Source organism: Pseudomonas nunensis (assembly GCF_024296925.1).
Lineage (GTDB): Bacteria > Pseudomonadota > Gammaproteobacteria > Pseudomonadales > Pseudomonadaceae > Aquipseudomonas > Aquipseudomonas nunensis.
Window position 1 is genome coordinate 184,427 of sequence record NZ_CP101125.1, and the last position, 23,227, is coordinate 207,653.

The 23,227-nt window shown below is 59.2% G+C and carries 25 protein-coding genes; 18 read left to right on the forward strand and 7 right to left on the reverse strand.

The window, feature by feature from the left end:
* Positions 1–46 precede the first annotated feature (46 nt).
* Entirely contained in the window at positions 47–757 is a 711-nt protein-coding gene (locus NK667_RS00905; RefSeq protein WP_054613593.1) for a response regulator, read from the forward strand.
* Positions 754–2,100 carry a sensor histidine kinase gene (locus NK667_RS00910; RefSeq protein ID WP_054613594.1) on the forward strand — a complete coding sequence of 449 codons (1,347 nt, stop codon included), beginning with the start codon at positions 754–756 and terminating at the stop codon, positions 2,098–2,100. The genes NK667_RS00905 and NK667_RS00910 overlap by 4 nt, the downstream gene beginning before the upstream one ends.
* A 22-nt stretch (positions 2,101–2,122) precedes the next feature.
* Here NK667_RS00910 and NK667_RS00915 read toward each other — a convergent pair whose 3' ends face one another.
* Complete coding sequence (locus NK667_RS00915) at positions 2,123–2,299, reverse strand: hypothetical protein (protein WP_156339444.1); 177 nt, start codon at positions 2,297–2,299, stop codon at positions 2,123–2,125.
* Between the two features lie 251 nt (positions 2,300–2,550).
* Between NK667_RS00915 and NK667_RS00920 the strand changes: the two genes are divergently transcribed.
* The 13 genes from NK667_RS00920 (at position 2,551) to NK667_RS00980 (ending at position 14,059) form a co-directional block, all read left to right on the forward strand.
* Positions 2,551–3,549: an ATP-grasp domain-containing protein gene (locus NK667_RS00920; protein ID WP_054613595.1), complete on the forward strand. Its 999-nt coding sequence runs from the start codon at positions 2,551–2,553 to the stop codon at positions 3,547–3,549.
* Positions 3,550–3,628: 79 nt separating this feature from the next.
* Entirely contained in the window at positions 3,629–4,768 is a 1,140-nt protein-coding gene (locus tag NK667_RS00925; protein ID WP_054613596.1) for a trypsin-like peptidase domain-containing protein, read from the forward strand.
* Between the two features lie 69 nt (positions 4,769–4,837).
* Positions 4,838–5,974, forward strand: a complete 1,137-nt coding sequence (locus tag NK667_RS00930) for a phosphoribosyltransferase domain-containing protein (protein WP_054613597.1) — start codon at positions 4,838–4,840, stop codon at positions 5,972–5,974.
* Entirely contained in the window at positions 5,964–6,722 is a 759-nt protein-coding gene (locus NK667_RS00935; protein ID WP_054613598.1) for an HAD family hydrolase, read from the forward strand. Before NK667_RS00930 ends, NK667_RS00935 begins: the two co-directional genes overlap by 11 nt.
* Complete coding sequence (locus tag NK667_RS00940; protein ID WP_054613599.1) at positions 6,715–7,809, forward strand: cysteine protease StiP family protein; 1,095 nt, start codon at positions 6,715–6,717, stop codon at positions 7,807–7,809. Before NK667_RS00935 ends, NK667_RS00940 begins: the two co-directional genes overlap by 8 nt.
* Positions 7,809–8,759: an HpcH/HpaI aldolase/citrate lyase family protein gene (locus tag NK667_RS00945; RefSeq protein WP_054613600.1), complete on the forward strand. Its 951-nt coding sequence runs from the start codon at positions 7,809–7,811 to the stop codon at positions 8,757–8,759. The genes NK667_RS00940 and NK667_RS00945 overlap by 1 nt, the downstream gene beginning before the upstream one ends.
* Positions 8,756–9,535, forward strand: coding sequence for an HAD-IB family hydrolase (locus NK667_RS00950; RefSeq protein WP_083471268.1), 780 nt, complete (start codon positions 8,756–8,758; stop codon positions 9,533–9,535). Before NK667_RS00945 ends, NK667_RS00950 begins: the two co-directional genes overlap by 4 nt.
* The gene (locus NK667_RS00955; RefSeq protein ID WP_054045436.1) at positions 9,516–10,103 is read left to right on the forward strand and encodes a TerD family protein; all 588 of its coding nucleotides are present in this window, start codon (positions 9,516–9,518) and stop codon (positions 10,101–10,103) included. Before NK667_RS00950 ends, NK667_RS00955 begins: the two co-directional genes overlap by 20 nt.
* Complete coding sequence (locus NK667_RS00960; protein WP_054613601.1) at positions 10,100–11,293, forward strand: TerD family protein; 1,194 nt, start codon at positions 10,100–10,102, stop codon at positions 11,291–11,293. Before NK667_RS00955 ends, NK667_RS00960 begins: the two co-directional genes overlap by 4 nt.
* A 48-nt stretch (positions 11,294–11,341) precedes the next feature.
* Complete coding sequence (locus NK667_RS00965; RefSeq protein ID WP_054045432.1) at positions 11,342–11,791, forward strand: tellurite resistance TerB family protein; 450 nt, start codon at positions 11,342–11,344, stop codon at positions 11,789–11,791.
* Between the two features lie 12 nt (positions 11,792–11,803).
* Entirely contained in the window at positions 11,804–12,838 is a 1,035-nt protein-coding gene (locus NK667_RS00970; RefSeq protein ID WP_054045431.1) for a TerC/Alx family metal homeostasis membrane protein, read from the forward strand.
* Positions 12,839–12,871: 33 nt separating this feature from the next.
* The gene (locus NK667_RS00975; protein WP_054045429.1) at positions 12,872–13,447 is read left to right on the forward strand and encodes a TerD family protein; all 576 of its coding nucleotides are present in this window, start codon (positions 12,872–12,874) and stop codon (positions 13,445–13,447) included.
* A 33-nt stretch (positions 13,448–13,480) separates the two neighbouring features.
* Positions 13,481–14,059 carry a TerD family protein gene (locus NK667_RS00980; RefSeq protein ID WP_054045427.1) on the forward strand — a complete coding sequence of 193 codons (579 nt, stop codon included), beginning with the start codon at positions 13,481–13,483 and terminating at the stop codon, positions 14,057–14,059.
* A 129-nt stretch (positions 14,060–14,188) separates the two neighbouring features.
* Here NK667_RS00980 and NK667_RS00985 read toward each other — a convergent pair whose 3' ends face one another.
* Entirely contained in the window at positions 14,189–15,457 is a 1,269-nt protein-coding gene (locus NK667_RS00985; RefSeq protein WP_054613602.1) for a VWA domain-containing protein, read from the reverse strand.
* A 190-nt stretch (positions 15,458–15,647) separates the two neighbouring features.
* On the opposite strand from NK667_RS00985, the gene NK667_RS00990 reads away from it, so the two are divergent.
* Positions 15,648–16,394, forward strand: coding sequence for a tetratricopeptide repeat protein (locus NK667_RS00990; protein WP_054613603.1), 747 nt, complete (start codon positions 15,648–15,650; stop codon positions 16,392–16,394).
* A 56-nt stretch (positions 16,395–16,450) separates the two neighbouring features.
* Here NK667_RS00990 and NK667_RS00995 read toward each other — a convergent pair whose 3' ends face one another.
* The 4 genes from NK667_RS00995 to NK667_RS01010 are packed head-to-tail and all read right to left on the reverse strand — an operon-like array spanning position 16,451 to position 21,556.
* Positions 16,451–16,672, reverse strand: a complete 222-nt coding sequence (locus NK667_RS00995; protein ID WP_054045421.1) for a formate dehydrogenase subunit delta — start codon at positions 16,670–16,672, stop codon at positions 16,451–16,453.
* Complete coding sequence (fdhF, locus tag NK667_RS01000; protein WP_054613604.1) at positions 16,669–19,551, reverse strand: formate dehydrogenase subunit alpha; 2,883 nt, start codon at positions 19,549–19,551, stop codon at positions 16,669–16,671. Before fdhF ends, NK667_RS00995 begins: the two co-directional genes overlap by 4 nt.
* Positions 19,548–21,080 (reverse strand): formate dehydrogenase beta subunit, encoded by a 1,533-nt coding sequence (locus NK667_RS01005; protein ID WP_054613605.1) that lies wholly within the window; start codon positions 21,078–21,080, stop codon positions 19,548–19,550. The genes fdhF and NK667_RS01005 overlap by 4 nt, the downstream gene beginning before the upstream one ends.
* Complete coding sequence (locus tag NK667_RS01010) at positions 21,077–21,556, reverse strand: formate dehydrogenase subunit gamma (protein ID WP_054045416.1); 480 nt, start codon at positions 21,554–21,556, stop codon at positions 21,077–21,079. Before NK667_RS01010 ends, NK667_RS01005 begins: the two co-directional genes overlap by 4 nt.
* Positions 21,557–21,933: 377 nt before the next feature.
* Here NK667_RS01010 and NK667_RS01015 point away from each other — a divergent pair, with 377 nt between their 5' ends.
* Entirely contained in the window at positions 21,934–22,386 is a 453-nt protein-coding gene (locus NK667_RS01015; protein WP_054613606.1) for a hypothetical protein, read from the forward strand.
* Positions 22,387–22,398: 12 nt separating this feature from the next.
* Positions 22,399–22,767 carry a PH domain-containing protein gene (locus NK667_RS01020; protein ID WP_054613607.1) on the forward strand — a complete coding sequence of 123 codons (369 nt, stop codon included), beginning with the start codon at positions 22,399–22,401 and terminating at the stop codon, positions 22,765–22,767.
* A gap of 150 nt (positions 22,768–22,917) precedes the next feature.
* Here the strand turns inward: NK667_RS01020 and NK667_RS01025 are convergent, their stop codons facing one another.
* The gene (locus NK667_RS01025) at positions 22,918–23,220 is read right to left on the reverse strand and encodes a DUF3077 domain-containing protein (protein ID WP_054613608.1); all 303 of its coding nucleotides are present in this window, start codon (positions 23,218–23,220) and stop codon (positions 22,918–22,920) included.
* Positions 23,221–23,227: the final 7 nt, after the last annotated feature.

The window sequence follows — 23,227 nt, forward strand, 5'->3', positions numbered from 1 at the left end:
GAATGGTTTTAGATGGCGGTTCCATTCGGCCCTTAAGTGACCTGCGGTGAACAGCCTGTTAATTGTGGACGACGACCTTGAGGTCCTCGATCTGCTGAAAAAATTCTTCGTGCAGCACGGCTACAGCGTCGAGGTCGCCACCGACGGCGCGTCGCTGTGGGCGGCCATTGAGCGCCAGGCGCCGGACCTGATCATTCTTGATGTGATGTTGCCGGGCGACAGCGGGTTGATCCTGTGTCAGCAACTGCGGATTCGCTACGCCACGCCGGTGATCATGCTGACCGCCATGGGTGAACTCAGCGACCGAGTGGTCGGGCTCGAACTGGGCGCCGATGATTACCTGACCAAACCCTTCGACGCCCGCGAACTGCTGGCTCGGGTGCGTGCCGTGTTGCGCCGCGTAGACGAGCGCCGTCCTGCATCCCAGGAACACCCTCGGCCGCTGATCGACTTCGCCGACTGGCATCTGGACGTCACACGCCGGGAACTGCGTTCGCCGGACAACGTGATGATTCCGCTGTCGGCCGGCGAGTTTGACTTGCTGCTGGTCTTCGTCGAACACCCACAACGGATTCTGACCCGCGAGCAATTGCTGGACCTGGCGCGAGGGCATAGCCATGAAGCGTTTGATCGCAGCATCGACGTTCAGGTCAGCCGCCTGCGACGCAAACTCGAATCCGACACCAGGCGCCCGGCGATGATTCGCACCGTGCGCAATGGCGGCTATTTATTCACCCCCAGCGTGACGCGGCGATGAACGGGCTAAAAAGACATTGGCCGCAAGACACGGTCGCGCGTTGGATCGCGTTGACGATCATCCTGGCCATGCTGATTTCACTGGCGCTCAATGGCTTGTTTATCCAACTGGCCGGGGTCTGGGCGCGGCCGCCGCTGACCGAAATCGGTTTGCTGGAAAAAGCCGGGGCCATCACCCGCGTGATCGAGGCGGCGCCCGCGCCACTGCGCAGCCAACTGGCTCAGGCCGTCAGCGATCAAGGTTTCACCGTCAGTTGGCACCTTGATCGGCACGAGCTGAATCTGCCAGCGGTGGAGGATCCCATTTCCCATGACAGCATGGACATCCTGCAACCGCTGTTCAAATCCGCCGACCGGCGAATCGAAGCCTACGAGCCGTCCGACTGGACGGAGAATCTGGCGCAGGCGCATTACGCGCTGGTGATCGAGTTGCCGGACGCGTCGTGGCTGATGTTCTCCGCGCCCTCGCGCAGTTGGGGCCTCGACGAAATGCCGCGTTATTTGATTGTCGTGCTGCTGGCGCTGATCTCGACGGCCCTGGTCGCACTGATCGCCACTCGCCGCCTCGCCACCCCTTTGCAACGTTTCGCCGAGGGCGCCCGACGCTTTGGCACGGACTTCCGCGCACCGCCCATCGAACCGATCGGCCCGCAGGAAATCCGCCAGGCGATCCTCGCGTTCAATGCGATGCAGGCCCAGTTGCAACACTTCATCCGCGACCGCACACAAATGCTCGCCGCTATTTCCCACGACCTGCGTGCGCCCCTGACGCGGATGCGCTTGCGCGGTGAGTTCATCGAAGACACCGAGCAACAGCAACGATTGTTTCGGGATGTGGATGAGATGCAGGCGATGATCAATTCGGCGCTGGAGTTCTTTCGCGACGATGCACGACTTGAGCCGGCGACGCAGTTTGACCTCGCGGAATTGCTGCAAACATTGCTGGATGATTATCGCGATCAGCAGATCGATATTGCGTTTAACGGACCGCTGCGGCTGGTGTATTTCGGGCGGCCGTTGGGGCTTAAACGGGTGATGACCAACTTGCTGGATAACGCGATCAAGTACGCGAGTGAGCCGGCGATTGAGTTGATCGCCGATGATGGGCAGGTGCGGATCAAGGTGTTGGATCGTGGGCCGGGAATTCCAGAGGCCAGCCTTGAGCAAGTGTTTGTGCCGTTCTTTCGCATGGAAGGTTCGCGCAATAAAAGCACCGGCGGCGTTGGCCTGGGGTTATCGGCGGCGCGGGCGATTGTGTTGGAACATGGCGGGGAGTTGAAGCTGCGCAATCGAACCAAGGGTGGGTTGGCGGCGTTGGTGGTATTGCCGGTGCAGGCGGGGTAGGGCCTACACCAGCCCGGTGCGTCTACTGCATCGGGACGACAGACAGCGTAATGGACAACACCACAAGCCCGACAATGAACCCGGAGACGGCCCCGGCGATGTTGCCGAAAATCATGCCCCACGTGCCACGATTGATCACTACCCAGCGCCACATGAATCCCCAGGCTGCTGCAAATATCACAAACCGTAGAAACTCCATCCGATCCCTTCCTTGCCCGCCGTTAACTTGAAACCGCGCCCGACTGTTGGAGGAGCGCTGAAGATGGACGGCACGATATCAAAATAGTCAGGCTGCGCCACTGTCCGGGCGCGCACAGACAAAACCAATCAGGGAATTAGGTAGCCTTTTGTTTCATGTCCGTTATCGTGACGGGAAATTTAACGGGCGTCGGGATCTCGTGACTCAACGTGAGTTTCAATCCCAGTCGATATTCATTCAGGAGCGTAAACGTGATCTGGTTTCTCGAAGGTCAATCCAGCCAGCGCGATATTCTTATCGGCGCGCGCGAAGCACTGCCGGCGAACGTCAGGATTTTTGCGTCCCATCGTCAGGACCGACCTGAAATCACCGCTCAGGCCGACGTCAGCTTTCAGGAACCCCTGGATAACGAGACGCGAATCGACTGGGTGATCGCCACCGCGCTTGAGCACGGCATCAAGGTGATTCTTGCCGGCCGTATCGGCAGTTACTACGAAGCAGCCCGTGAGCGCTTCGACGCCGCCGGTTTGCAGCTTGTGACGGGCGGGATGTCCATGGAGACCTTCAACAACGTGGACGACAAGAGTCGGTTCACCGCAGAGGCCGAGCGGGCGGGGCTGGCCTGCATTCCCGCCGTGACCGTCGGCAATGCCCGGGAACTGGCCGCCGCTTATGAGACGTTGTCGAGCCAGGGGGAGGTTTGCATCAAGCCTGTCGTTGGCATCTACGGGCAAGGCTTCTGGCGGTTCAAGGCGGATGTTGATCCGTTCCGCTGTCTGGAAAACCCGGACGCACGAGAAGTCGATTTTGAAACCTACCTGAACATCTATAAGTCCGGCGCGGAGCGGGCGCCGATGCTCGTCATGCCTTACTTGCCGGGTAGCGAGTGTTCCGTCGACATGGTTTGCGAAGCGGGTAAGCCAGTGGCGTTCGTCGGCAGAAGAAAGCAGGGCGTTCACCAGACATTCGAGCGCGAGTCCGCAGCCGTAGAACTTGCCCTCAAGGCCGCTGCACACTTCAAGTGCGATGGGCTGGTCAATGTCCAGACACGAGACGACCAGGACGGTGTTCCCCACCTGTTGGAGATCAATCCGCGCTATTCCGGCGGAATCGGATACACACGGGCGACCGGGGTGAACCTGGCCGGAATATTCGCCGCTCGTCGGCTGGGCCTGCCTGAACCTGCGGTTCAGTGGGTGAACGATGTCCGAGTGAAGCCAATCACTGTTGCCGTTGTAGCGCCTTCCTGATATTACAAAGCCACACAGACAGTGAATGATTGTAGCTGTCTTGGCATAATTGCCAGCATACCGATCAAGGAATGACAGGATGAAGGCGCTTACGCCTGGAGCGAACGCCGCTATATCGGGCGTAAAATGTGCTTGGACGCTGAATTGCAGCCACTCTTCCGCATTTGGGGAATACGCAGCCGTCGCGCTGCTGCCCGTCACTGAAAAGCGTCTACCGACAGGTGACCCGGCTCTGTTTCAAATCACTCAACAGTGGATGGAATGGAGCGGTACTCCGTCGTCTATTGGCTGTTCCCTGGACTTGTCCCGTCTCCCTGGCGGCAGCGAACGTCTGCTGCTGGTCGTTTATACCTTCTCGGCGGCCGGCCCAATCAGCGAACTCAAAGATTTGCGCCTGCAAGTCGACAATCAAGTCGAACTGTTCCTTGATCTGAAAAGTAATGGCGAATCAGCGATCGTCATTGGCGAGTTCTACAGCCGCAATGATCAATGGAAATTCCGCGCGCTGGCTGAAGGATCAGCTTATGGACTGGCCGCGATGGGCCGTCGCATGGGCATCACGATTGATGATGCGCATCCTACGCGCCGTCCGTACTCGGGTGATTCACCGAGCAGTCGTACCTCGGCAACGGGAACCGGATTCGCCGTTTCACCCGGTCAAGTCATGACCTGCGCGCATGTGATCGAGGGCATGCAGGAGCTGCACATTTCCTCCTTTGCCGGACGCTACCGCGCCGAAGTGGTGGTGGTCGATGAACGCAACGATATGGCCTTGCTGCGCATTCAGGATTGCCCGCCGCTGTCGCCCGTCGTGTTCAAGGACGGCGCCGGTTGTGCACTGGGCGAGTCGGTGATTGCCCTGGGCTTCCCGATGGCAGGCCTGGCGGGTGGCGGCGTTCATGTGACACAGGGCGGGGTGTCCGGTCTGTTCGGGCTGCACAACGATTCAAGTTTGCTCCAATTCACCGCGGCCATTCAGCCAGGCTCCAGCGGTAGTCCATTGTTTGATAGCAGTGGGGCGGTCATCGGGATGGTGACGTCGTCGCTGCCGGACGCGCAAAACATGAACTTCGCGGTCAAGGCCGGGTTGTTGTTGGGCTTTCTGGATGCCTGTCATGTTTCGCCGCCCAAATCTCCAACCGGTCGAATTTTCTCGACCGCCGAAATGGCTCGTGAAGCCCAGTCGTCACTCTGGCGGATCGAAGCCCGAAATCCGTAGAGGCACCCTGCTTTAAAAATAGTGAAGGGTTGTCAGTTCACTACCTCGCCTCTTTTAGGAATGTTGCAAATGGAATTCGCAGTAGAAAAAAACTCGACCACTCGACTCAGCGCGCAGCTCAAACGCGGGCTGATGGAAGTCGACGTCGATGAATCCTCCATCGAACCCCATTCTTTGTTCGGGTTCGCCGAGCGCCGAAATCCTAAACGTGCGTTCCTGTTTGTGTCCCGCGTTCTGGGCCGACATATTCCTGTTCGCCCATCGATCATGCAGATCAGCTACGAGCACCTCGCAGCCAAGATTCCCGATGACCTGCCAGGCCCCGTACTCGTCATCGGTATGGCAGAGACCGCCGTAGGCCTGGGTGCCGGCGTTCACCGCGCTTACAGCAAGACCCGCCCGGACACCGTCTATATGGTCAGCACTCGCCATCCGGTCGGGACTGAGTTGTTCACTCGTTTTGAAGAAGAACACAGTCACGCCAGCGCGCACCTGATTCACCAGCCCATCGATCCCGATGTCCGGGAAATGATGCTGAACGCACGTTCCCTGGTGCTGGTTGACGATGAAGCCTCCACCGGCAAGACGTTCATCAATTTGCATCGCGCCCTCGTGGATGCCGGGCTGAGCAAAGTGGAACGGGTCGTGACCTGTGTGCTCACTGACTGGTCTCGCGGCGCAGTGCGCAACGTTCTGGGCGAGACCGCCACTCAGGTGTCCTTGCTGCAGGGTGCTTATCGCTTCTCTGAAGATCAAGACGCGCCCTTGCCTGAAATGCCGGACGTAGGTGCGGTCGCCGTAGGTGAGTGGCCGATTGATCCGCGTAATGACTGGGGACGCTTGGGCGTGCGTCATGTCGAAGACACATTGGCCCCGGATATTCAGGTCAAGCCAGGCGAGCGCGTGATGGTCGTGGGCACCAGCGAATTCGTGTGGCGTCCGTTCCTGCTGGCCGAGCGTCTGGAGCGGGCCGGTGCTGACGTGCATTTCAGCTCCACCAGTCGCTCGCCGATTGCCTTGGGCCATGAGATCGGACACGCCTTGTCGTTCTCCGACAACTACGGTCTCGGTATCCCGAATTTTCTCTACAACGTGCGTCCGGGGCAGTTTGACCGGGTGTTGATCTGCACCGAAACGCCTGCGCAAGCGGTTCCCCGGTCGCTGATTGATGCATTGAACGCAGAGGTGATTGTCGATGAGCAATAAGCGTCCCCTGATACTCATCGATCTCGATGACACCCTGTTCCAGACCGCCCGCAAGATGCCGCAAGGTGCTGAACGGCACACCGCGACGCTGGATGTCGACGGCCAGCCCAATGGCTACATGAGCGCAGTGCAGAAAAGTTTTGTGGAATGGCTGCTGGCATCGGCAGACGTCGTGCCGGTCACGGCGCGTAGCGTCGAAGCCTACAGCCGCGTGCAATTGCCCTTCGTTGCGGGCGCCGTGTGTTCCCACGGTGGTGTGATCCTTCAGCCCGATGGCTCGCTGGATCGCGATTGGCATGGGCAGATGACCGACGCGCTGGCGGCGTATCAGAACCGCCTTCCGGCACTGAGTGCTGAAACGTTGGCCATCGGTGAGGAAATGGGTTTTTCCCTGCGCGGATGGGTAGTGGAAGAGCAGGGCCTGTTGAATTACGTCGTGACCAAGCACAACGAGTCGGATGATTCGGTGCTGCAGAAGGTTCTGGCCGAGGTCCAGGCTCGAGGTCTGCTGGACGACATGCATATCCACGGTAACGGCAACAATCTGGCCTTCCTGCCGAACGGCTTGTCCAAGCGTCTGGCGGTTCAAGAATTGCTTCGCCGTGATCGCGCCGCCAATGGCGAACGTCCGGTGCTGGGGTTTGGCGACAGCGTTACCGACCTGGGCTTCATGAACGAATGCAACTTCTGGGCGACGCCTGCCCATAGCCAATTGGCCAAGGTTGTGGAGGCGATGATCAATGGTTAATGCCTTTGCCCACCTGAGCACTGTTGGCAGTGGCAGTTACGCGCCGGATGACGTGCACTTCCTTTTGCAGCCGGTCGAAATCGAAGTGACGGATGTAGAAGAGAAAGAGCGCCTGATCCAGACGCGGCAGAAGCATTACTCCGAGATGATCAGCCTGGAGTCGGCCCCGACTGAGGTCCACAAAGGGCTGTACCAGCGCGCAATGCAGCAGAATTCGGCCCGTATGGCCCGGGATGTCCAATCCCTGGCGCTGGCGTTGGACAAGGCCTGTGACGGCCCTTCGATCGCGCTGGTTTCGTTTGTGCGCGCAGGGCTGCCCTTGGGCGTATTGCTGCGCCGGGCGCTCCTGGATCTGGGGCGTGACGCCCATCATTACGGGATCAGCATCGTGCGTGACCGGGGCATCGACATGATTGCCCTGGAAGCCGTGATCGCCGCTCACGGTGCTGAAAACATTGTTTTTGTGGATGGCTGGACCGGCAAGGGCGCCATTTCTGGAGAGATCCAGCGCAGCCTCAAGGGCGACACGCGCTTTCCAGAACAGCCACGCCTTGTGGTGCTGGCCGATCCTTGCGGTCGCGCCTGGCTGGCGGCTTCGGCCGAAGACTGGGTGATCCCGTCGGGCATCCTCGGGGCCACGGTTTCCGGCCTGGTCTCGCGTTCCATCTGGCCCGCCAACGGTGGCCTGCATGGCTGCGTGGTGTACGACCATTTGCATGAACACGACGTGACCCGAGACTTCATCGATCAGATCGAAGCCGTGCGTCAGGCACAGCCTGCGGTCGAGGCCGCTGCCCCATGGACCGAGGCGCAACGCAGCGAACTGCAGGCTTCGGCGCTGGGTGTGATTGACGCGATTGCCGCGCAATTTGGCATTAGCAATCTGAACCGGGTGAAACCCGGCATTGCCGAGGCGACGCGAGCCGTCCTGCGTCGTGTCCCGGATCACGTTCTGGTCCGCGATCGCAGCGATCCGGACGTGCAACTGCTAATGCACCTGACCGAGCGAGCAAACGTGACGGTTGAAGAAGTGGGGGCAGCCCTGGGTCCTTATCGTGCGGTGACCGTCATCCGGAGTTTGAGCTGATGAAAACACTATCGCCCTACGCCCTCGGTGCAACGCTCTACATGCCGGCAACCCGCGAGGACATCCTCGACGTGGTCCTGCATAAAAAGTTGCCTGAACTGCGCTCGATGGTGGTGTGCCTTGAAGATGCAGTCGCGGACATCGACGTCGAGACCGCGTTGGCCAATCTGCACAAGTTACTGCTCTCGATTGAGCAACAGGGCGGCCGTTCGGTAGATGGCCCCATGCTGTTCGTGCGACCGCGTGATTCGCAGATGGCCGCCGTGCTCAACGAATGGCCGTTGATGGCGCATGTGGATGGTTTTGTGTTGCCGAAACTGAGCCTGTCCAATCTGCGCGCATGGGAATTGGCGGTCACCAATCCCGACATCTTTCTTATGCCGACCCTGGAAACCCGGGAAGTCTTCAATCCTGTGGCGATGGTCGAACTGGGTGAGGCGCTCAAGCAGACGCTGAACCATCGCATCATTGCGCTGCGGATCGGCGGGAATGACTTGCTGGGCTGTCTGGGCCTTCGACGCAATCCGGCAACAACGCTTTACAGCACACCCATGGGTTACGTGATCCAGATGTTGGCCGGGGTCATGGGCTCGCAGGGGTTTGCCTTGACCGCCCCGGTGTTCGAGCGTTTGGCGACGCCGCATCTATTGCTGGAAGAGCTGAGCCTCGATATTGCCCACGGTTTGGTGGGCAAAACGGCGATTCATCCAAGTCAGATCAGCAGTATTCAGGACAGTCTGCGCGTCAGCCTTGAAGATCTAAATTGTGCCAAATTGATGCTGAACGAGGTCGCGCCGGCCGTCTTCAATCACAATGACACGATGTGTGAACCAGCAACTCACTTCAAATGGGCCACCAACATTCTTGAACGTGCCAAATGGCACGGCGTCAGGCATGCGGAGCCGAGCCAAACCGATCAATCGATTCGTCTTGCGGAGGCGGGCCGATGACTCAGGAAATGCTCGAGATGGGCCCAGCCGGGGCCAAGGTACTGTCGGTTTTTGACTTCGACGGCACGTTGACCCGGCACGACAGCTTCGTCCCCTTTCTGAAATATGCGTTTGGCAAACTTGAGTTCGCCAAGCGCTTGCGCCTGCTCGCCGGGCCAGGGGTGCGTTACCTGACGCGCCGCTTGTCTCGAGACGAACTCAAGGCACGGCTGATCGCCGCTTTCCTGACCGACGCCAAAGAAGAGTGGGTCCGGCACAAGGCCGCAGAATTCTGCGGATTGCATTGGACTCGCCTGATGCGTCCTGCCGGCCTGGCCTCTGTGGCCGCCGAAAGACAGGCAGGCAGCGAGGTCACGCTGTGCTCGGCCTCGCCGGCGCTGGTCCTGAAACCGTTTGCCGATCGGCTCAATATCAAGCTGATCGCGACTGAACTGGAAGTCGTCGATGGGCGCCTCACGGGGCGCATATCGGGCGACAACTGCCGCTGTGAAGCAAAAGTGCGACGACTTGAAGCGGTCTATGGAGATTTGACGCAATACCGATTGCGCGCCTGGGGCGACACCCGCGGCGACCACGAACTTTTGGCCGCTGCGCAAGACGCGCACTGGCGACATTTCCACCCCGCATGGCGTCGAGGACGCCTTCGGGTCACCAAGACCTTGGCTCGAGACGCAGGCGTTGTGCCGACGGCGACTCATCCGGTTGAGGGAAGCAGCGAAAACCACGAGCAACCGACGATCAACAAGGAGCGTACCGATGGCCCTAACTCTGACTAAAAACCAAACAATTTCCCTGGAAAAAACTGCTGGCGGTGGCCTCACCGCTATCACGCTTGGCCTGGGCTGGGATCCGGAAAAAGCCGGGTTCATGGGGCGGTTGATGGGTAACGGTGGTGATGTCGACCTGGATGCTTCCTGCATTCTTTTCGATGCAGATTACAAACCAGTGGACCTGGTGTGGTTCCGTCAACTGACTTCCCGCGATGGTTCGATCCAGCATTCGGGTGACAACCGCACTGGCGAAGGCGATGGCGACGACGAAACGATCCGGGTTGATCTGCAGCGTCTGCCGGCCACCGTCAAATCCCTGGTGTTTACCGTGAACAGCTTCACTGGCCAGACCTTCGAAAAGATTGCCAACGCCTATTGCCGTATCGTTAACGCGAGCAACAAGACCGAACTGGCGCGCTTCAATCTTTCCGAGAAAGGTCGTCACACCGGTGTGGTCATGGCCAGTCTGGTACGTGAAAACGGCGGCTGGGAATTCAAGGCGATCGGTCAGGTGACCAATGGCCGTACCGCTGACGACCTGGTCAATCTGGCTGTGCAGGCGGTGCGTGCATGACAACCCTGGTACCTGGCGGAAACGCGCCGGTAGCCACCGGTCAGGTACGGATCGATATCAGCTACTCGGCCATCCCGGGTGCCGATATCGACGTGTCTGCATTCGTCCTGGGGGCCGCGGGGAAAGTCCGCGGCGACACCGATATGTGTTTCTACGGCCAGACCAACGTGCTGGGCGGAACGGTGCAGATGACCGAGTCCTCGGCCGGTCGCGCGGTCTTCACCCTTGATTTGTCGCGCCTCGATGCGGCGGTCGAGAAGGTGGCGCTGACGGCGACGATCTACGAGAACAAAGCCAGTTTTGACCGCGTGTCTCAGCTTTCGCTGGCCGTCACTGGCGGCATCGAAGCGCAGATTCCCACGGGTGGAATGAAGGAAACGGCCCTGATCCTCGGCGAGTTTTATCGCCGCCAGGGTGAGTGGAAGTTCCGTTGTGTCGCCCAGGGTTTCGCCGGTGGCCTGGAGCCGTTGGCCAAGTACTTCGGCGTTGAAATTGCCGCGCCGACTCCGGCTCTGGTTGCTGCTCCTGCGCCTGCTCCTGTTGCGGCGCCTGCCGCGCCTGCCGCGCCAGCACCGGCGGCAGCGAAGTCTTCGGTCAGCCTCAGCAAAATCACCCTCGACAAGACCCGCTCCTCCATCAGCCTGGAGAAAACGGCCGGAGGCTTCGGCGAGATCAAGGTCAACCTCAACTGGAACAAAGGCAAGTCCGGTGGCTTCTTCTCGCGAAACAACGCCATCGACCTCGACGTCGGTTGCCTGTTTGAGTTGCAGGACGGGTCCAAGGGCGTTGTTCAGGCGCTGGGCAATTGCTTCGGCGAGCTCAATCACGATCCGTACATTCAGTTGATGGGCGATGACCGTACCGGTGCCGTCAGCGATGGCGAATGGCTCCACATCAACGGTAAGCATTGGGGGGAAATCCGCCGGGTTCTGGTGTTTGCCTTCATCTATGAGGGTGCACCGAACTGGCGGGAGACCGATGGCGTCGTGACCATTTATGTCCCGGGCCAGCCACCTATCGAAGTTCGCCTGAATGAAGAGGGCGGTCGCCTCGGCATGTGTGCAATCGCTCTGCTGGAAAATGAGGGCGGCGGCGTCAAGGTGAGTCGACGCGTCGACTTCCACAAGGGGCATTCGTTCATGGACAAGGCTTACGGCTGGGGCATGCGCTGGGCGGCTGGCTCCAAGTAATTATTTGAATACGGCGGGCCGGTCCGGCCCGCCCTTGAGGTGAACAACATGTTGTCATGGTTGAAAACGAACGCGGCACTTGCCCGCGAAAAACTGACCACCGAAGTGGCCAAGTTCAAGAACAAAGAGTTCATGGAAGCGGTCGCCAATAGCTGTGCCATGGTTGCGGCGGCTGACGGTGAAGTCACCTCGGCAGAAAAAATGAAGATGACCGGGTTCATCAACAACTCGCCAGAGTTGAAGGTGTTCAACCTGACCGACGTCATCAAAGTCTTCAATGACGCGTGTGGCAAGTTCGAGTTTGACTTCCAGATCGGTCAAGCCGAAGCCCTGAAGAACATCAGCAAGATCAAGGGCAAGGACGGCGCAGGTCGCCTGCTCGTGCGCGTTGCGTGCGCCATCGGCGCGTCGGACGGTAATTTCGACGACAAGGAAAAAGCCGTTTGCCGCCTGATTTGCCTCGAGCTGGGTCTACCCCCAGCTGACTTTGAACTGTAAGGAAACAAAACTGTGGAAGTTTCTCACCTGGGTTTCCCCCCGCTGACCATCGCTGTGTTTGTGGCGCTGGCGCTCGGCGCGATGATCCTCGACATGTTCACCCATCGCGGTGACCAGCCGATCAGCCTCGCCAAAGCGTCGGCCTGGTCGGTGTTCTGGATTCTCATCTCGTTTGGCTTTGCAGGGTTTCTGTACGTCGAACACGGTCCGGATGTCGCGACCCTGTTCATCACCGGCTATGCGCTGGAAAAAGTCCTGAGCGTGGACAACCTGTTCGTGTTCATGGCGATCTTCGCCTGGTTCAAAGTGCCGAATGGCTTGCGCCACCGGGTCCTGTACTGGGGCATTATCGGCGCGATCGTTTTCCGCCTGATCTTCGTGGCTATCGGTACTGGCTTGCTGGCGCTGGGGCCGTGGGTCGAAGTGGTCTTTGCCCTGATCGTGGCCTGGACGGCAGTCATGATGCTCAGAGGCGGCGGTGACGACGAAGAAGAAGAGGATTACTCCACGCACATGGCTTACCGCTTCGCGAAGAAGCTGTTCCCGGTGTGGCCGAAACTGCATGGTCATGACTTCTTCGTGCGCCGCAAGACGCTGGAAGCCGAACTGACCAAACCGGAAAACAAGGGCATGTCGCTGGCGGCCAAGGGCGGTCTGTTCGCCACGCCACTGTTCCTGTGCCTGGTGGTCATGGAAGTGTCCGATGTGTTGTTTGCCTTCGACTCCGTCCCGGCGGTTATCGCGGTCAGCCGCGAACCGCTGATCGTGTTCTCGGCGATGCTCTTCGCGATCCTCGGCCTGCGGACCATGTACTTCGTACTGGAAGCCCTCAAGCGCTACCTGGTTCACCTGGAAAAAGCCGTCATCGCGCTGCTGTTTTTCATTGCGGTGAAGCTCGGCCTGAATGCGACTGACCACCTGTTCCATCACGGTTACAACATCGACCCGAACACCAGTCTGCTCATCGTTGTTGTGGTGCTGGCCATCGGCATCTTCGCCAGTGTGATCTTCCCGGAAAAGGAAGTTGCCCCGGCTGATAACCAGTAATTCAAAACGCATTAACCACAAGGAGCTGTACTCATGGCATTGACTCTTCAAAAAGGCGGCAATCTGTCCCTATCGAAGACCGATCCTTCGCTGACCAAGATTCTGGTCGGTCTGGGTTGGGATCCTCGCGCAACTGACGGCACGGAGTTTGACCTGGACGCAAGCGCGTTCCTGCTGGGTGCCAACGGCAAAGTGCGTGGTGACGCCGACTTTATTTTCTACAACCAGCTCAAAAGCGCTGACGGTTCCATCGAGCACACCGGTGACAACCGCACCGGTGCTGGCGATGGCGACGACGAAGTGCTGAAAATCGATTTGAGCCGCGTTCCGGCTGATATCGACAAGATCGCATTCACCGTCACCATCCACGACGCTGATGCACGCAAGCAAAACTTCGGTCAGGTCGGTGGTTCGTTCATTCGTGTAGTCAACGAAATCACCGGTGCCGAGATCGTTCGTTACGACCTGGCAGAAGACGCTTCAACTGAAACCGCGATGATCTTCGCCGAGCTGTATCGCAACAACGGCGAATGGAAATTCCGTGCCGTTGGTTCGGGCTATGCCGGCGGCCTGAAGGCACTGGCTAACTCGTACGGCATGAACTTCTAAAACCCCTCGGTCTACTGAATAAGGAATTTATCCATGGCTGTAAGTCTTTCCAAAGGCGGCAACGTATCCCTCTCCAAAGAAGCGCCAGGCCTGAGCGAAGTGCTCGTGGGTCTGGGCTGGGATCCTCGTGTTACCGACGGCACCGAGTTCGACCTCGATGCGTCGATTTTCATCGTTGGTGAAAACGGCAAAGTGCTCGACGACAACAGCTTCATTTTCTACAACAACAAAAAGTCCACTGACGGCTCCGTTGAACACATGGGCGACAACCGCTCCGGTGCCGGCGAAGGCGACGATGAACAAGTGACCGTCAAACTGACTTCCCTGGCTCCGCTGGTGAAGAAGTTGGTATTCGCAGTCACCATCCACGACTCCGATGCACGCAAACAAAACTTCGGCCAGGTTTCCAACGGCTACATCCGCGTTGTGAACAAGGCTGACGGTAAAGAACTGGCACGTTTCGACCTGAGCGAAGACGCTTCGACCGAAACCGCCATGATCTTTGGCGAGCTGTATCGCAGCGGTGAAGAGTTCAAGTTCAAGGCGATCGGCCAGGGTTTTGCTGGCGGCCTGAAGCCTCTGGCTGAATCCCACGGTGTCAGCATCGGCTAACCCTTACGGGTTAAAAAAGCCCCGCTTTCGAGCGGGGCTTTTTTTTGCGTGTCGATCTCGTCAAAACCTGTGGGATCGCGTTTGGGTCAATGGAAAAAGAACTCGCTGCAGGAGAGGCTGAAATCAGGATTAAAAAACAATCCCTTTAGCCTTCGCGTCCTTCAGCCATTGTGGGAACTCTTCCATCAGCTTGTCGTAAAGCTGTTCTTCGCTGATGTCGTGCAGGTCATCCAGGGCGAAGAAACCGCAGTTGTCGACGACTCGGCCGGTCATGGTGTCGAGTTTTTCCAGGATGCCGTAGTTGTGCCCACCAATCCCGACGAACTGCCAGAAGATCGGCAGTTTGGCCGCTTCTATCATCAGCTTTTTGATCGCGCCACTGGCTGACACACCTCCATCACTGATGAACAGGATGTAGATCGGGGTGGTGTCCCGGGACTGCTTGTAAAAGTCGATCACTTTCTTGATGGCTTTGGGTTCGTCGTTGTAACGAGCGCCGATCTTCCAGTCTTTCCAGCCTCGGCTGTCGGTGTTGATGAAGTCTTTGTGGTTGGCCAGTGTCACGGCAGACAACTGCAATGTTTCGGCGCCAAAAGCCCAGCAATCGAGAGTGCCATCGTCGTCAAAGTGCAGCGCCAGCGGCAGCAGCCGATTGACCACTTCCTGAACGCGACCGGTTTGGTATTGGTTATTCATGGAGCCGGACGCGTCCAGCACCAGGCCGACCCGCGCCTTAACATCCGTCAGCTTGGCTTTTTCGAGGCTGACCTGAGCTTTCTTCGCCAGGCTGATCAGGTGAGGCGCAGCATCGCCGATCTTCTTCTCAAGGGAAATTTTGTTTGTGACGGGGGCCGTTACAGGGGCAGGAGCGGGTGCCGGCGCCGGCTCATCAGCCACATCGCCGCCGAAATGTTTCACCAGCGCTTCCAGACCCGCGTTGAACCCTTGCAGATTGGACGCCAGGCGCCATTCGCCCGACTTGCGATAAAGCTCGACGATCATGATTGCCTTTTCGTCGGCGAAGGTCGCTCCCGAAAACGCGCATTGCGCCAACACATCGCCAGACAGGCTCTTGATGCTGAAACTGCTGGCCTGGATATCGCGCATCGCACCGGCGCCGTCGATCGAGGTGGTGAAGACCAGACGATCAATCGTGGCGGGGAGTTTTGAAAGGTCGAGGGTGAAATCACCGCCGGTCGCCATGCTCACGCCATTGCACGGCGTCGTCGGCTGATTGAAAAACACCATGTAGCGATCATCGGACAGCTTGCCCTGGGCATCGATGCCGAAGCATACAAAGTCGAGCACATGGGGCGACTGGACGTTGATCGAAAGGGTAAGTTGCGAGCCCGGCATGAGGCTGGACAAGGGTAACCGTTGTCCTTGGCTGATTTGCATATTGCGTCCTTGTAATGGTTGCACCGTGGAACTGGCATTCATGGGAAGTGCAGGTGCGCGATTATGCGGGAGTAAGGGATCGATGGGGGCGAAGTTTATAAGGTGGGCGTTGCCCTGATTGTCTGCCCTGCGCGACCACGCTACCCTTCGCATCGCTCGGTATATCGACTTATCAACAGGGAAAAATAATATGGACGTTAAGCACTCTCCTTCAGTGCGTCGTTTGATACAGGTTCAAGCGATCCTCTTGCTTCTCATCACACCGCTATTTGCTCATGCCGATGTTACGGAAGAAGAGGCGGCTGCCAACTGCCTCAAGATCAGTGAGTATTCCGCCGAGGGCGGGAAGTATTACAAGCTCAAGCAATATGCCAAGGCCCGGGAGCAGTACGAGCGGCAGGCTGGCTGGTCGGAGAGTTGTCAGCTGGACGAAGATAAAATCGCGATGGCCTACAACAACGTTGCGCTCACCTACATCCACGAAGGCAATTACCTTAAGGCCCGTGCGTGGCTGAGCATTTTACCGAACGACAAAAAGTCGATCTTCAACCTTGGCAAGATCAGTGGCGACATAAAGAACTCACTGGAGAAACTGTCGAGTAAGCCAGCAGGGCAATATTGGCAATATGCCGGGGCTGCGTTGTGGAACAGCATGACGATCAAGCCACAAGGTTCGCAGTTCCAAGTTGATTTTCAGGGTTATTACGCTGGCCTGATGGCGATGTATTACGGTCCCAATATCGGGGAGTTTTCCACCGTATTGGCGATTAACAACGGCAAGGCTCATTACGCCATGACCGGCGATGATGTTGGCGACTGTGCCTACGACTTCGAGATCAAAAAAGACCTGCTCACGGTAAAGCGTACGGCCGGTGAGTGGTGTGGTTTTGGCCACAATGTCGGCGCTGAAGGGAGTTATAACCGGGTCGAGCTGTAGTTTGAAACTGGGGAAAGCCCCGAAAAACTCGGGGCTGACTCCAGGGGATCGTTAACCTAAGCCTCCCATCCCGCCCCACTGACCGCCGCCTGCGCCAGCGGGTGCATGTCCGCCCCTTGATGCTCCGTCTGCCACGCCAGCAATTCCTTGCGCATGCCCGGCGTCCAGTACATCTGCAGGTGATTGCGCACACCGAGCACGGCCAGTTGCTGATCCGGTTCGGTGGCGAAGTACTGGGCGATCTGGTTGGCCATCTTGATCAGATTGTCCGTGCTCATCGACGCACCTCGGCTTTGGCACCGCGTGCATGCCGACGGTCTTTCAGCAAACGATCCTGTTCATCGCTGAAGGCCTGATAGCGTTTTTGCCATTCCGAAGGGTGGTAGACGCGGCTGACTTCCACCGCCGTGACCTTGTACTCCGGACAGTTGGTGGCCCAGTCGGAGTTGTCGGTGGTGATCACGTTGGCCCCGGATTCCGGGAAGTGGAACGTGGTGTACACCACGCCCGGCGCGACCCGTTCGGTAACCCGCGCACGCAGCACGGTCTGGCCGGCGCGGCTGCCGATACCGACCCAATCGCCTTCGTTGATACCACGGCTCTCGGCGTCGGTTGGGTGAATTTTTAGGCGATCTTCATCGTGCCAGGCGACGTTCTCGGTGCGCCGGGTCTGCGCGCCGACGTTGTACTGGCTGAGGATGCGCCCGGTGGTCAGCAGCAGCGGATAGCGATTGTTGACCTTCTCTTCGGTGGGCACGTAGCCGGTGAGCATGAAGCGCCCCTTGCCGCGCACAAATTGCTCGATGTGCATGGTCGGCGTGCCATCCGGCGCGGCGGCGTTGCACGGCCATTGCAGGCTGCCGTGGCTGTCCAGCGCGGCGTAGCTGACGTTGGTGAAGGTCGGCGTCAGGCTGGCGATTTCATCCATGATTTCTGACGGATGTTGGTAGCTCATTGGATAGCCCAACGCGTTGGCCAACGCCACCGTGCCTTCCCAGTCGGCTTTGCCGCCCAGCGGTTCCATGACTTTGCGCACGCGAGAGATGCGGCGCTCGGCGTTGGTGAAGGTGCCGTCCTTTTCCAGGAACGAACTGCCCGGCAGGAACACGTGGGCAAACTTCGCGGTTTCGTTGAGGAAGATGTCCTGCACCACCACGCATTCCATGGCCGACAGGGCGGCGGTGACGTGCTGGGTGTTCGGGTCGCTTTGCGCGATGTCTTCGCCTTGGCAATACAAGCCTTTGAAACTGCCGGCCAGTGCCGCTTCAAACATGTTCGGAATGCGCAGGCCCGGATCAGGTTGCAAGGTGACGTTCCATGCCTGTTCGAACTGCGTGCGCACCACTTCGTTGGAGATGTGGCGGTAGCCGGGCAACTCGTGAGGGAAGGAACCCATGTCGCAGGAACCCTGGACGTTGTTCTGTCCACGCAGCGGGTTCACGCCGACGCCTTCGCGCCCGATATTGCCGGTGGCCATGGCCAGGTTGGCGATGCCCATGACAGCGGTGCTGCCCTGGCTGTGTTCGGTGATGCCCAAGCCGTAGTAAATCGCGGCATTGCCGGCGTTCGCGTACAAACGGGCGGCGGCACGGATGTCGCCAGCGTCTACGCCGCAAATGGCGCCAAGCACTTCCGGCGAGTTTTCCGGACGGCTGACAAATTCGCTCCAGCGTGCGAAGTCGCTGCCCTCGCAACGCTCATCGATAAAGGCTTGGTTGAGCAGGCCTTCGGTAACGATGGTGTGGGCCAGCGCGTTGAGCATGGCGACGTTGGTGCCCGGACGCAGGGCCAGGTGCAGTTCGGCGCGGGCGTGCACCGAGTCCACCAGATCAATGCGCCGTGGGTCGATCACGATCAGTCGCGCGCCTTCACGCAAGCGGCGTTTGAGCTGGGAAGCGAACACCGGGTGGGCGTCGCTCGGGTTGGCGCCCATCACCAGGATCACATCGGCCTTCATGACCGAATCGAAACTCTGGGTGCCGGCAGATTCGCCCAACGTTTGTTTCAAGCCATAACCGGTCGGCGAGTGGCAGACCCGCGCACACGTATCGACGTTGTTGTTGCCGAACGCGGCGCGCACCAGTTTTTGGACGAGGTAGGTTTCTTCGTTGGTGCAGCGGCTAGAAGTGATGCCACCAATGGAGTCGCGACCGTATTTTTGCTGCAACCGGCGGAATTCGCTGGCGGCGTAGGTCACCGCTTCATCCCAACTGACTTCCTGCCACGGATCGTTGATGTGATTACGGATCATCGGTTTGGTAATGCGATCCGGGTGCGTGGCGTAGCCCCAGGCAAAACGTCCTTTGACGCAGGAGTGCCCGTGGTTGGCCTGGCCGTTTTTGTCCGGAACCATGCGCACCAGTTTGTCGCCTTTCATCTCGGCGCGGAACGAACAGCCGACGCCGCAATAGGCGCAGGTTGTGATCACGCTGCGTTCGGGCTGACCCAGTTCGACCACGCTTTTTTCCATCAGCGTCGCGGTCGGGCATGCCTGCACACAGGCGCCGCAGGACACGCATTCCGAGTCGAGGAAGTTATCGCCACCGGCCGCCGCGACCCGGGATTCGAAACCGCGCCCGGTGATGGTAAGGGCAAACGTGCCCTGGGTTTCTTCGCAGGCGCGCACGCAGCGGTTGCAGACGATGCACTTGCTCGGGTCGTAGTCGAAGTAGGGGTTGGACGTGTCCTTCACATCCGCCAGATGATTCTCGCCTTCATAGCCGTAACGCACTTCCCGCAAGCCAACCTGGCCGGCCACGGTTTGCAGCTCGCAGTTGCCGTTGGCCGAGCAGGTCAGGCAATCCAGCGGGTGATCGGAGATGTACAGCTCCATGACGTTGCGCCGCAGCGTGGCAAGTTTCGGCGTCTGGGTGTGCACGCTCATGCCTTCAGTGACCGGCGTGGTGCAGGACGCCGGGTAACCGCGCATCCCGTCGATTTCCACCAGACACATGCGGCACGAGCCGAAGGCTTCAAGGCTGTCGGTGGCGCACAGTTTGGGAATGGTGGTGCCGAGCAGCGCGGCGGCGCGCATCACCGACGTGCCTTCGGGCACGCTGATGCTGCGACCGTCGATGTTCAGGGTGACCTGCACCTGACTTTCGCGGGCCGGGGTGCCCAGATCGATATCGGTTTTCGGGTCGAAGAGGGTGATCATTGGTCGGCCTCCGAGGGCTGCAGACCGAAGTCGGCGGGGAAGTACTTGAGGGCGCTGGCCACCGGGAATGGGGCCATGCCGCCCAACGCGCACAGCGAACCGTATTGCATCGTGTCGCACAGGTCCTTGAGGATGATCGCCTGCTCATCGCGACCGCTTTGGTCCGGCGCGGCGAGCAGGCGATCGATCACCTCCACACCGCGGGTCGAGCCGATGCGGCAAGGCGTGCATTTGCCACAGGATTCCTCGGCGCAGAACTGCATCGCGAAACGCGCCATGTGCGCCATGTCCAACGTGTCGTCCGCCACCACCACACCACCGTGACCGAGCATCGCGCCCATGGCGGCGAAGGCTTCGTAATCTAGCGGCGTGTCGAATTGCGACGGCGGCACCCACGTGCCGAGAGGGCCGCCCACTTGTGCGGCTTTCAGCGGCCGGCCAGTCGCAGTGCCTCCGCCATAATCTTCCACCAGTTCGCGCAGGGTCAGGCCAAACGCCCGTTCCACCAGGCCGCCGCGAAGAATATTGCCGGCCAACTGGAACGGCATGGTGCCCAGGGAACGGCCCATGCCGTAGTCGCGATAGAACTGCGCACCCTTGGCCAGAATCAGCGGCACCGAAGCCAGGGTCAGCACGTTGTGCACCAGCGTCGGCAGGCCGAACAGGCCCTGCAACGCCGGGATCGGCGGCTTGGCGCGCACGATCCCGCGTTTGCCTTCGAGGGAATCCAGCAGCGCGGTTTCCTCACCGCAGATGTAGGCGCCGGCACCGACCCGCACTTCCATATCGAACGCCTGACCGCTGCCGCCGACATTGGCGCCGAGGTAGCCGTTGGCCCGGGCAATCTCCAGCGCCTCGCGCAGGGTGGCCACGGCTTGTGGATATTCCGAGCGCACATAGATGTAACCGTAACTGGCGCCGACGGTGATGCCGGCAATCGCCATGCCTTCGATCAGCAGGAAGGGATCGCCTTCCATCAACATGCGATCGGCAAAGGTACCGGAATCGCCTTCGTCGGCGTTGCACACAATGTATTTCTGCGCGGCTTGGGTGGCGCGCACCGTGCGCCATTTGATCCCCGCCGGGAACGCTGCGCCGCCACGGCCACGCAGGCCGGAGTCGAACACTTCCGTTGCGCTCTGCTCGCCGCCAATGCTGACGGCCCTTTGCAAACCCTCGAAACCACCGTGAGCCCGGTAATCATCCAGGGACAGCGGCCGGGTAATGCCGGCGCGGGCAAACAGCAGGCGTTGTTGGGTTTTCAGATACGGCAATTCTTCCACCAGGCCCAAGGCCAGTGGATGCGCGGACGGCTCGCCTTGCAGCGCATCCAGCACCGACGGCACGTCGGCAGCGGTCAGCGGGCCAAAGCCGATCCGACCTTGCGGGGTGTCGACTTCCAGCAGCGGTTCCAGCCAGTAGAGGCCACGGGAACTGGTGCGTTGCAGATCCTGACCGGCAAGGGCCAACGCCACCTCATCGGCACCTACGGCGCGGGCCAGGGAATCACTCGGCAAATAGAGGCTCATACGTCCTCCCGGCAAGCGTCGAGCAAGGCATCCAGACGCTCGGCACTCAGCCGCGCATGCACCTTGCCATCCAGCTCCAGGGCCGGCGAACAGGCGCAAGCGCCGAGGCAATACACCGGCCGCAAACTGATGCTGCCGTCGGCACTGCTGCCGTGGTCGTCCAGTTGCAGACGGTCGCGCAACTGCGCCGCAAGCTGCTCGGCGCCGCGACTCTTGCACGACTCGGCCCGGCACAGCCGCAAGATATGCCGGGCGGGCGGCGCGGTGCGGAAGTCATGGTAAAAGCTGATCACCCCACGAATCTCGGCCTGACTCTGGTTGAGGGCGTGGGCAATCTCGGGAATGGCAACATCGGGGATGTAACCGATGCCCTCCTGAATCTCATGGAGGATCGGCAACAGTGCACCCGGAGAGCGTTTGTGGCGCTCCAGCAAGCTGTTGACCATCGGCAGGTGCAACAACATCTCATCAGGCATACAGCATTCCTCACGGTCACGGACAAACCAGAAGGTCGTCGGTTGTCCGAAAGTGTCGGCTGCGGCGTTCACACCACGTCACGGTATCGTGGCATTTTTTGCCGTTGGCCAGGCACCCTGAGCGGGCATCTTGTTGGGCCCGGTACGGTCTTCGCCGCACCTCTTCAGGGCATAAATTGCAGCTTGCCACGCCGGCATTGATTCAACGGTACAAAAGCGACGTGCTCGGTTCTTTCCACGACCACCCGTTAAGTCTAGAAGAGCACTGACGAAGGCGCGCACTGTCTGAAATGTTTTGTGGCACAAGCACTGCGCACCCATCCACTACAGTGAACGTACGATGCCGTTCGGCGCGAACTGATCGCCAAGGAGTCAACATGAAGAGAGCTATCCTGCCGGCGCTGGCCATCCTGATCGCGGCGCAATCCCCGGCCTACGCCATCAACGACAAATATCGCAAACAACTGGAGCAATCCGGCTGCACCCAAGTCAGCGAAACCCAAGGCTGCGACATCCACAAAACCAAAGCCGAAAACGCCAAGGCCGGCTTCACCAACCCCGCCGCCGACAATCCAGGCACCCAGACTCCTTACGCCGGGCAGTGGGTGGCCAAGAGTGAAGCGGGCACGACCGTCGCCACCATCCGCATCGATGCCAAAGAACAAGTGTGGGTCAACGGCAAACGGGTCAACGCCAAACGCACCGACGGCACATTGCAGTTTCGCGAGGGTAAGATCGTCTTCACCATTCAGGGTGATCGGCGATTGCAAAATCAGGACTATTGGACCGACCGCGATGCAGGGACCAAAGGACCGATCCAAATTGAATAACAGGAGCGACACATGATTGATTTCAACAACAAGGGATTCTTCAAACTCAAGCAAAACGATGAATACGCCGAACGCGTTGCCGATCTTTTGCTCAACGGCGAACAGGTCATCGACTCGTACAAATCCATGCGCGATGGCGTGGTCTTCACCAACAAACGCATCATCGCCGTAAACGTCCAGGGCATCACCGGCAGCAAAAAAGACTTCACCTCGCTGCCATACAAAAACATCGTCGCGTACTCGGTGGAAACGTCTGGCACGTTCGATCTGGATTCCGAACTGGAGATCTACTTTTCGTCGCTTGGGAAGGTGAAATTCGAATTCACCGGCAGGACATCAATGGTGGAAATCTCAAAACTCATCTCCCAACACGTCCTCTGACCCCAACACGAAAAAGCCCCGAAAACTCGGGGCTAAAACTGGCTAAACACATGCCCTTGTAGGAGCGAAGCTTGCTCGCGAAAGCGCCAGCCCAGCCAACACCAATGCTGAACCTACTACGACCCTCCCAAACAACCCGCTCCCCCGTTTCTACTTCTCCGCCGCCCGCTTAGGCGGCACAGTAGAATCCCGCCCCCGCGTCAACACCTTCACCGCATCATCCACCAACGCCTTACTCATCGACGTCAAATAATGCGCAGCCCAGGCATGACGGTCGGTGTCCCTGTCAAAGGCAGCCTCTTCGGTAAGCGACTTAGCCAAACGCAGAAAGTCAGAAGCCATGGACAACGCATCACCAAGCGGCACATCGCGAGTGACGTGGAACAGCGGTTGATCTGCACAGTAAATGGCCGGGGTCAGGCCGATGGTTTTGAGTTCGGTTGGATCGGTCATTGGGCTT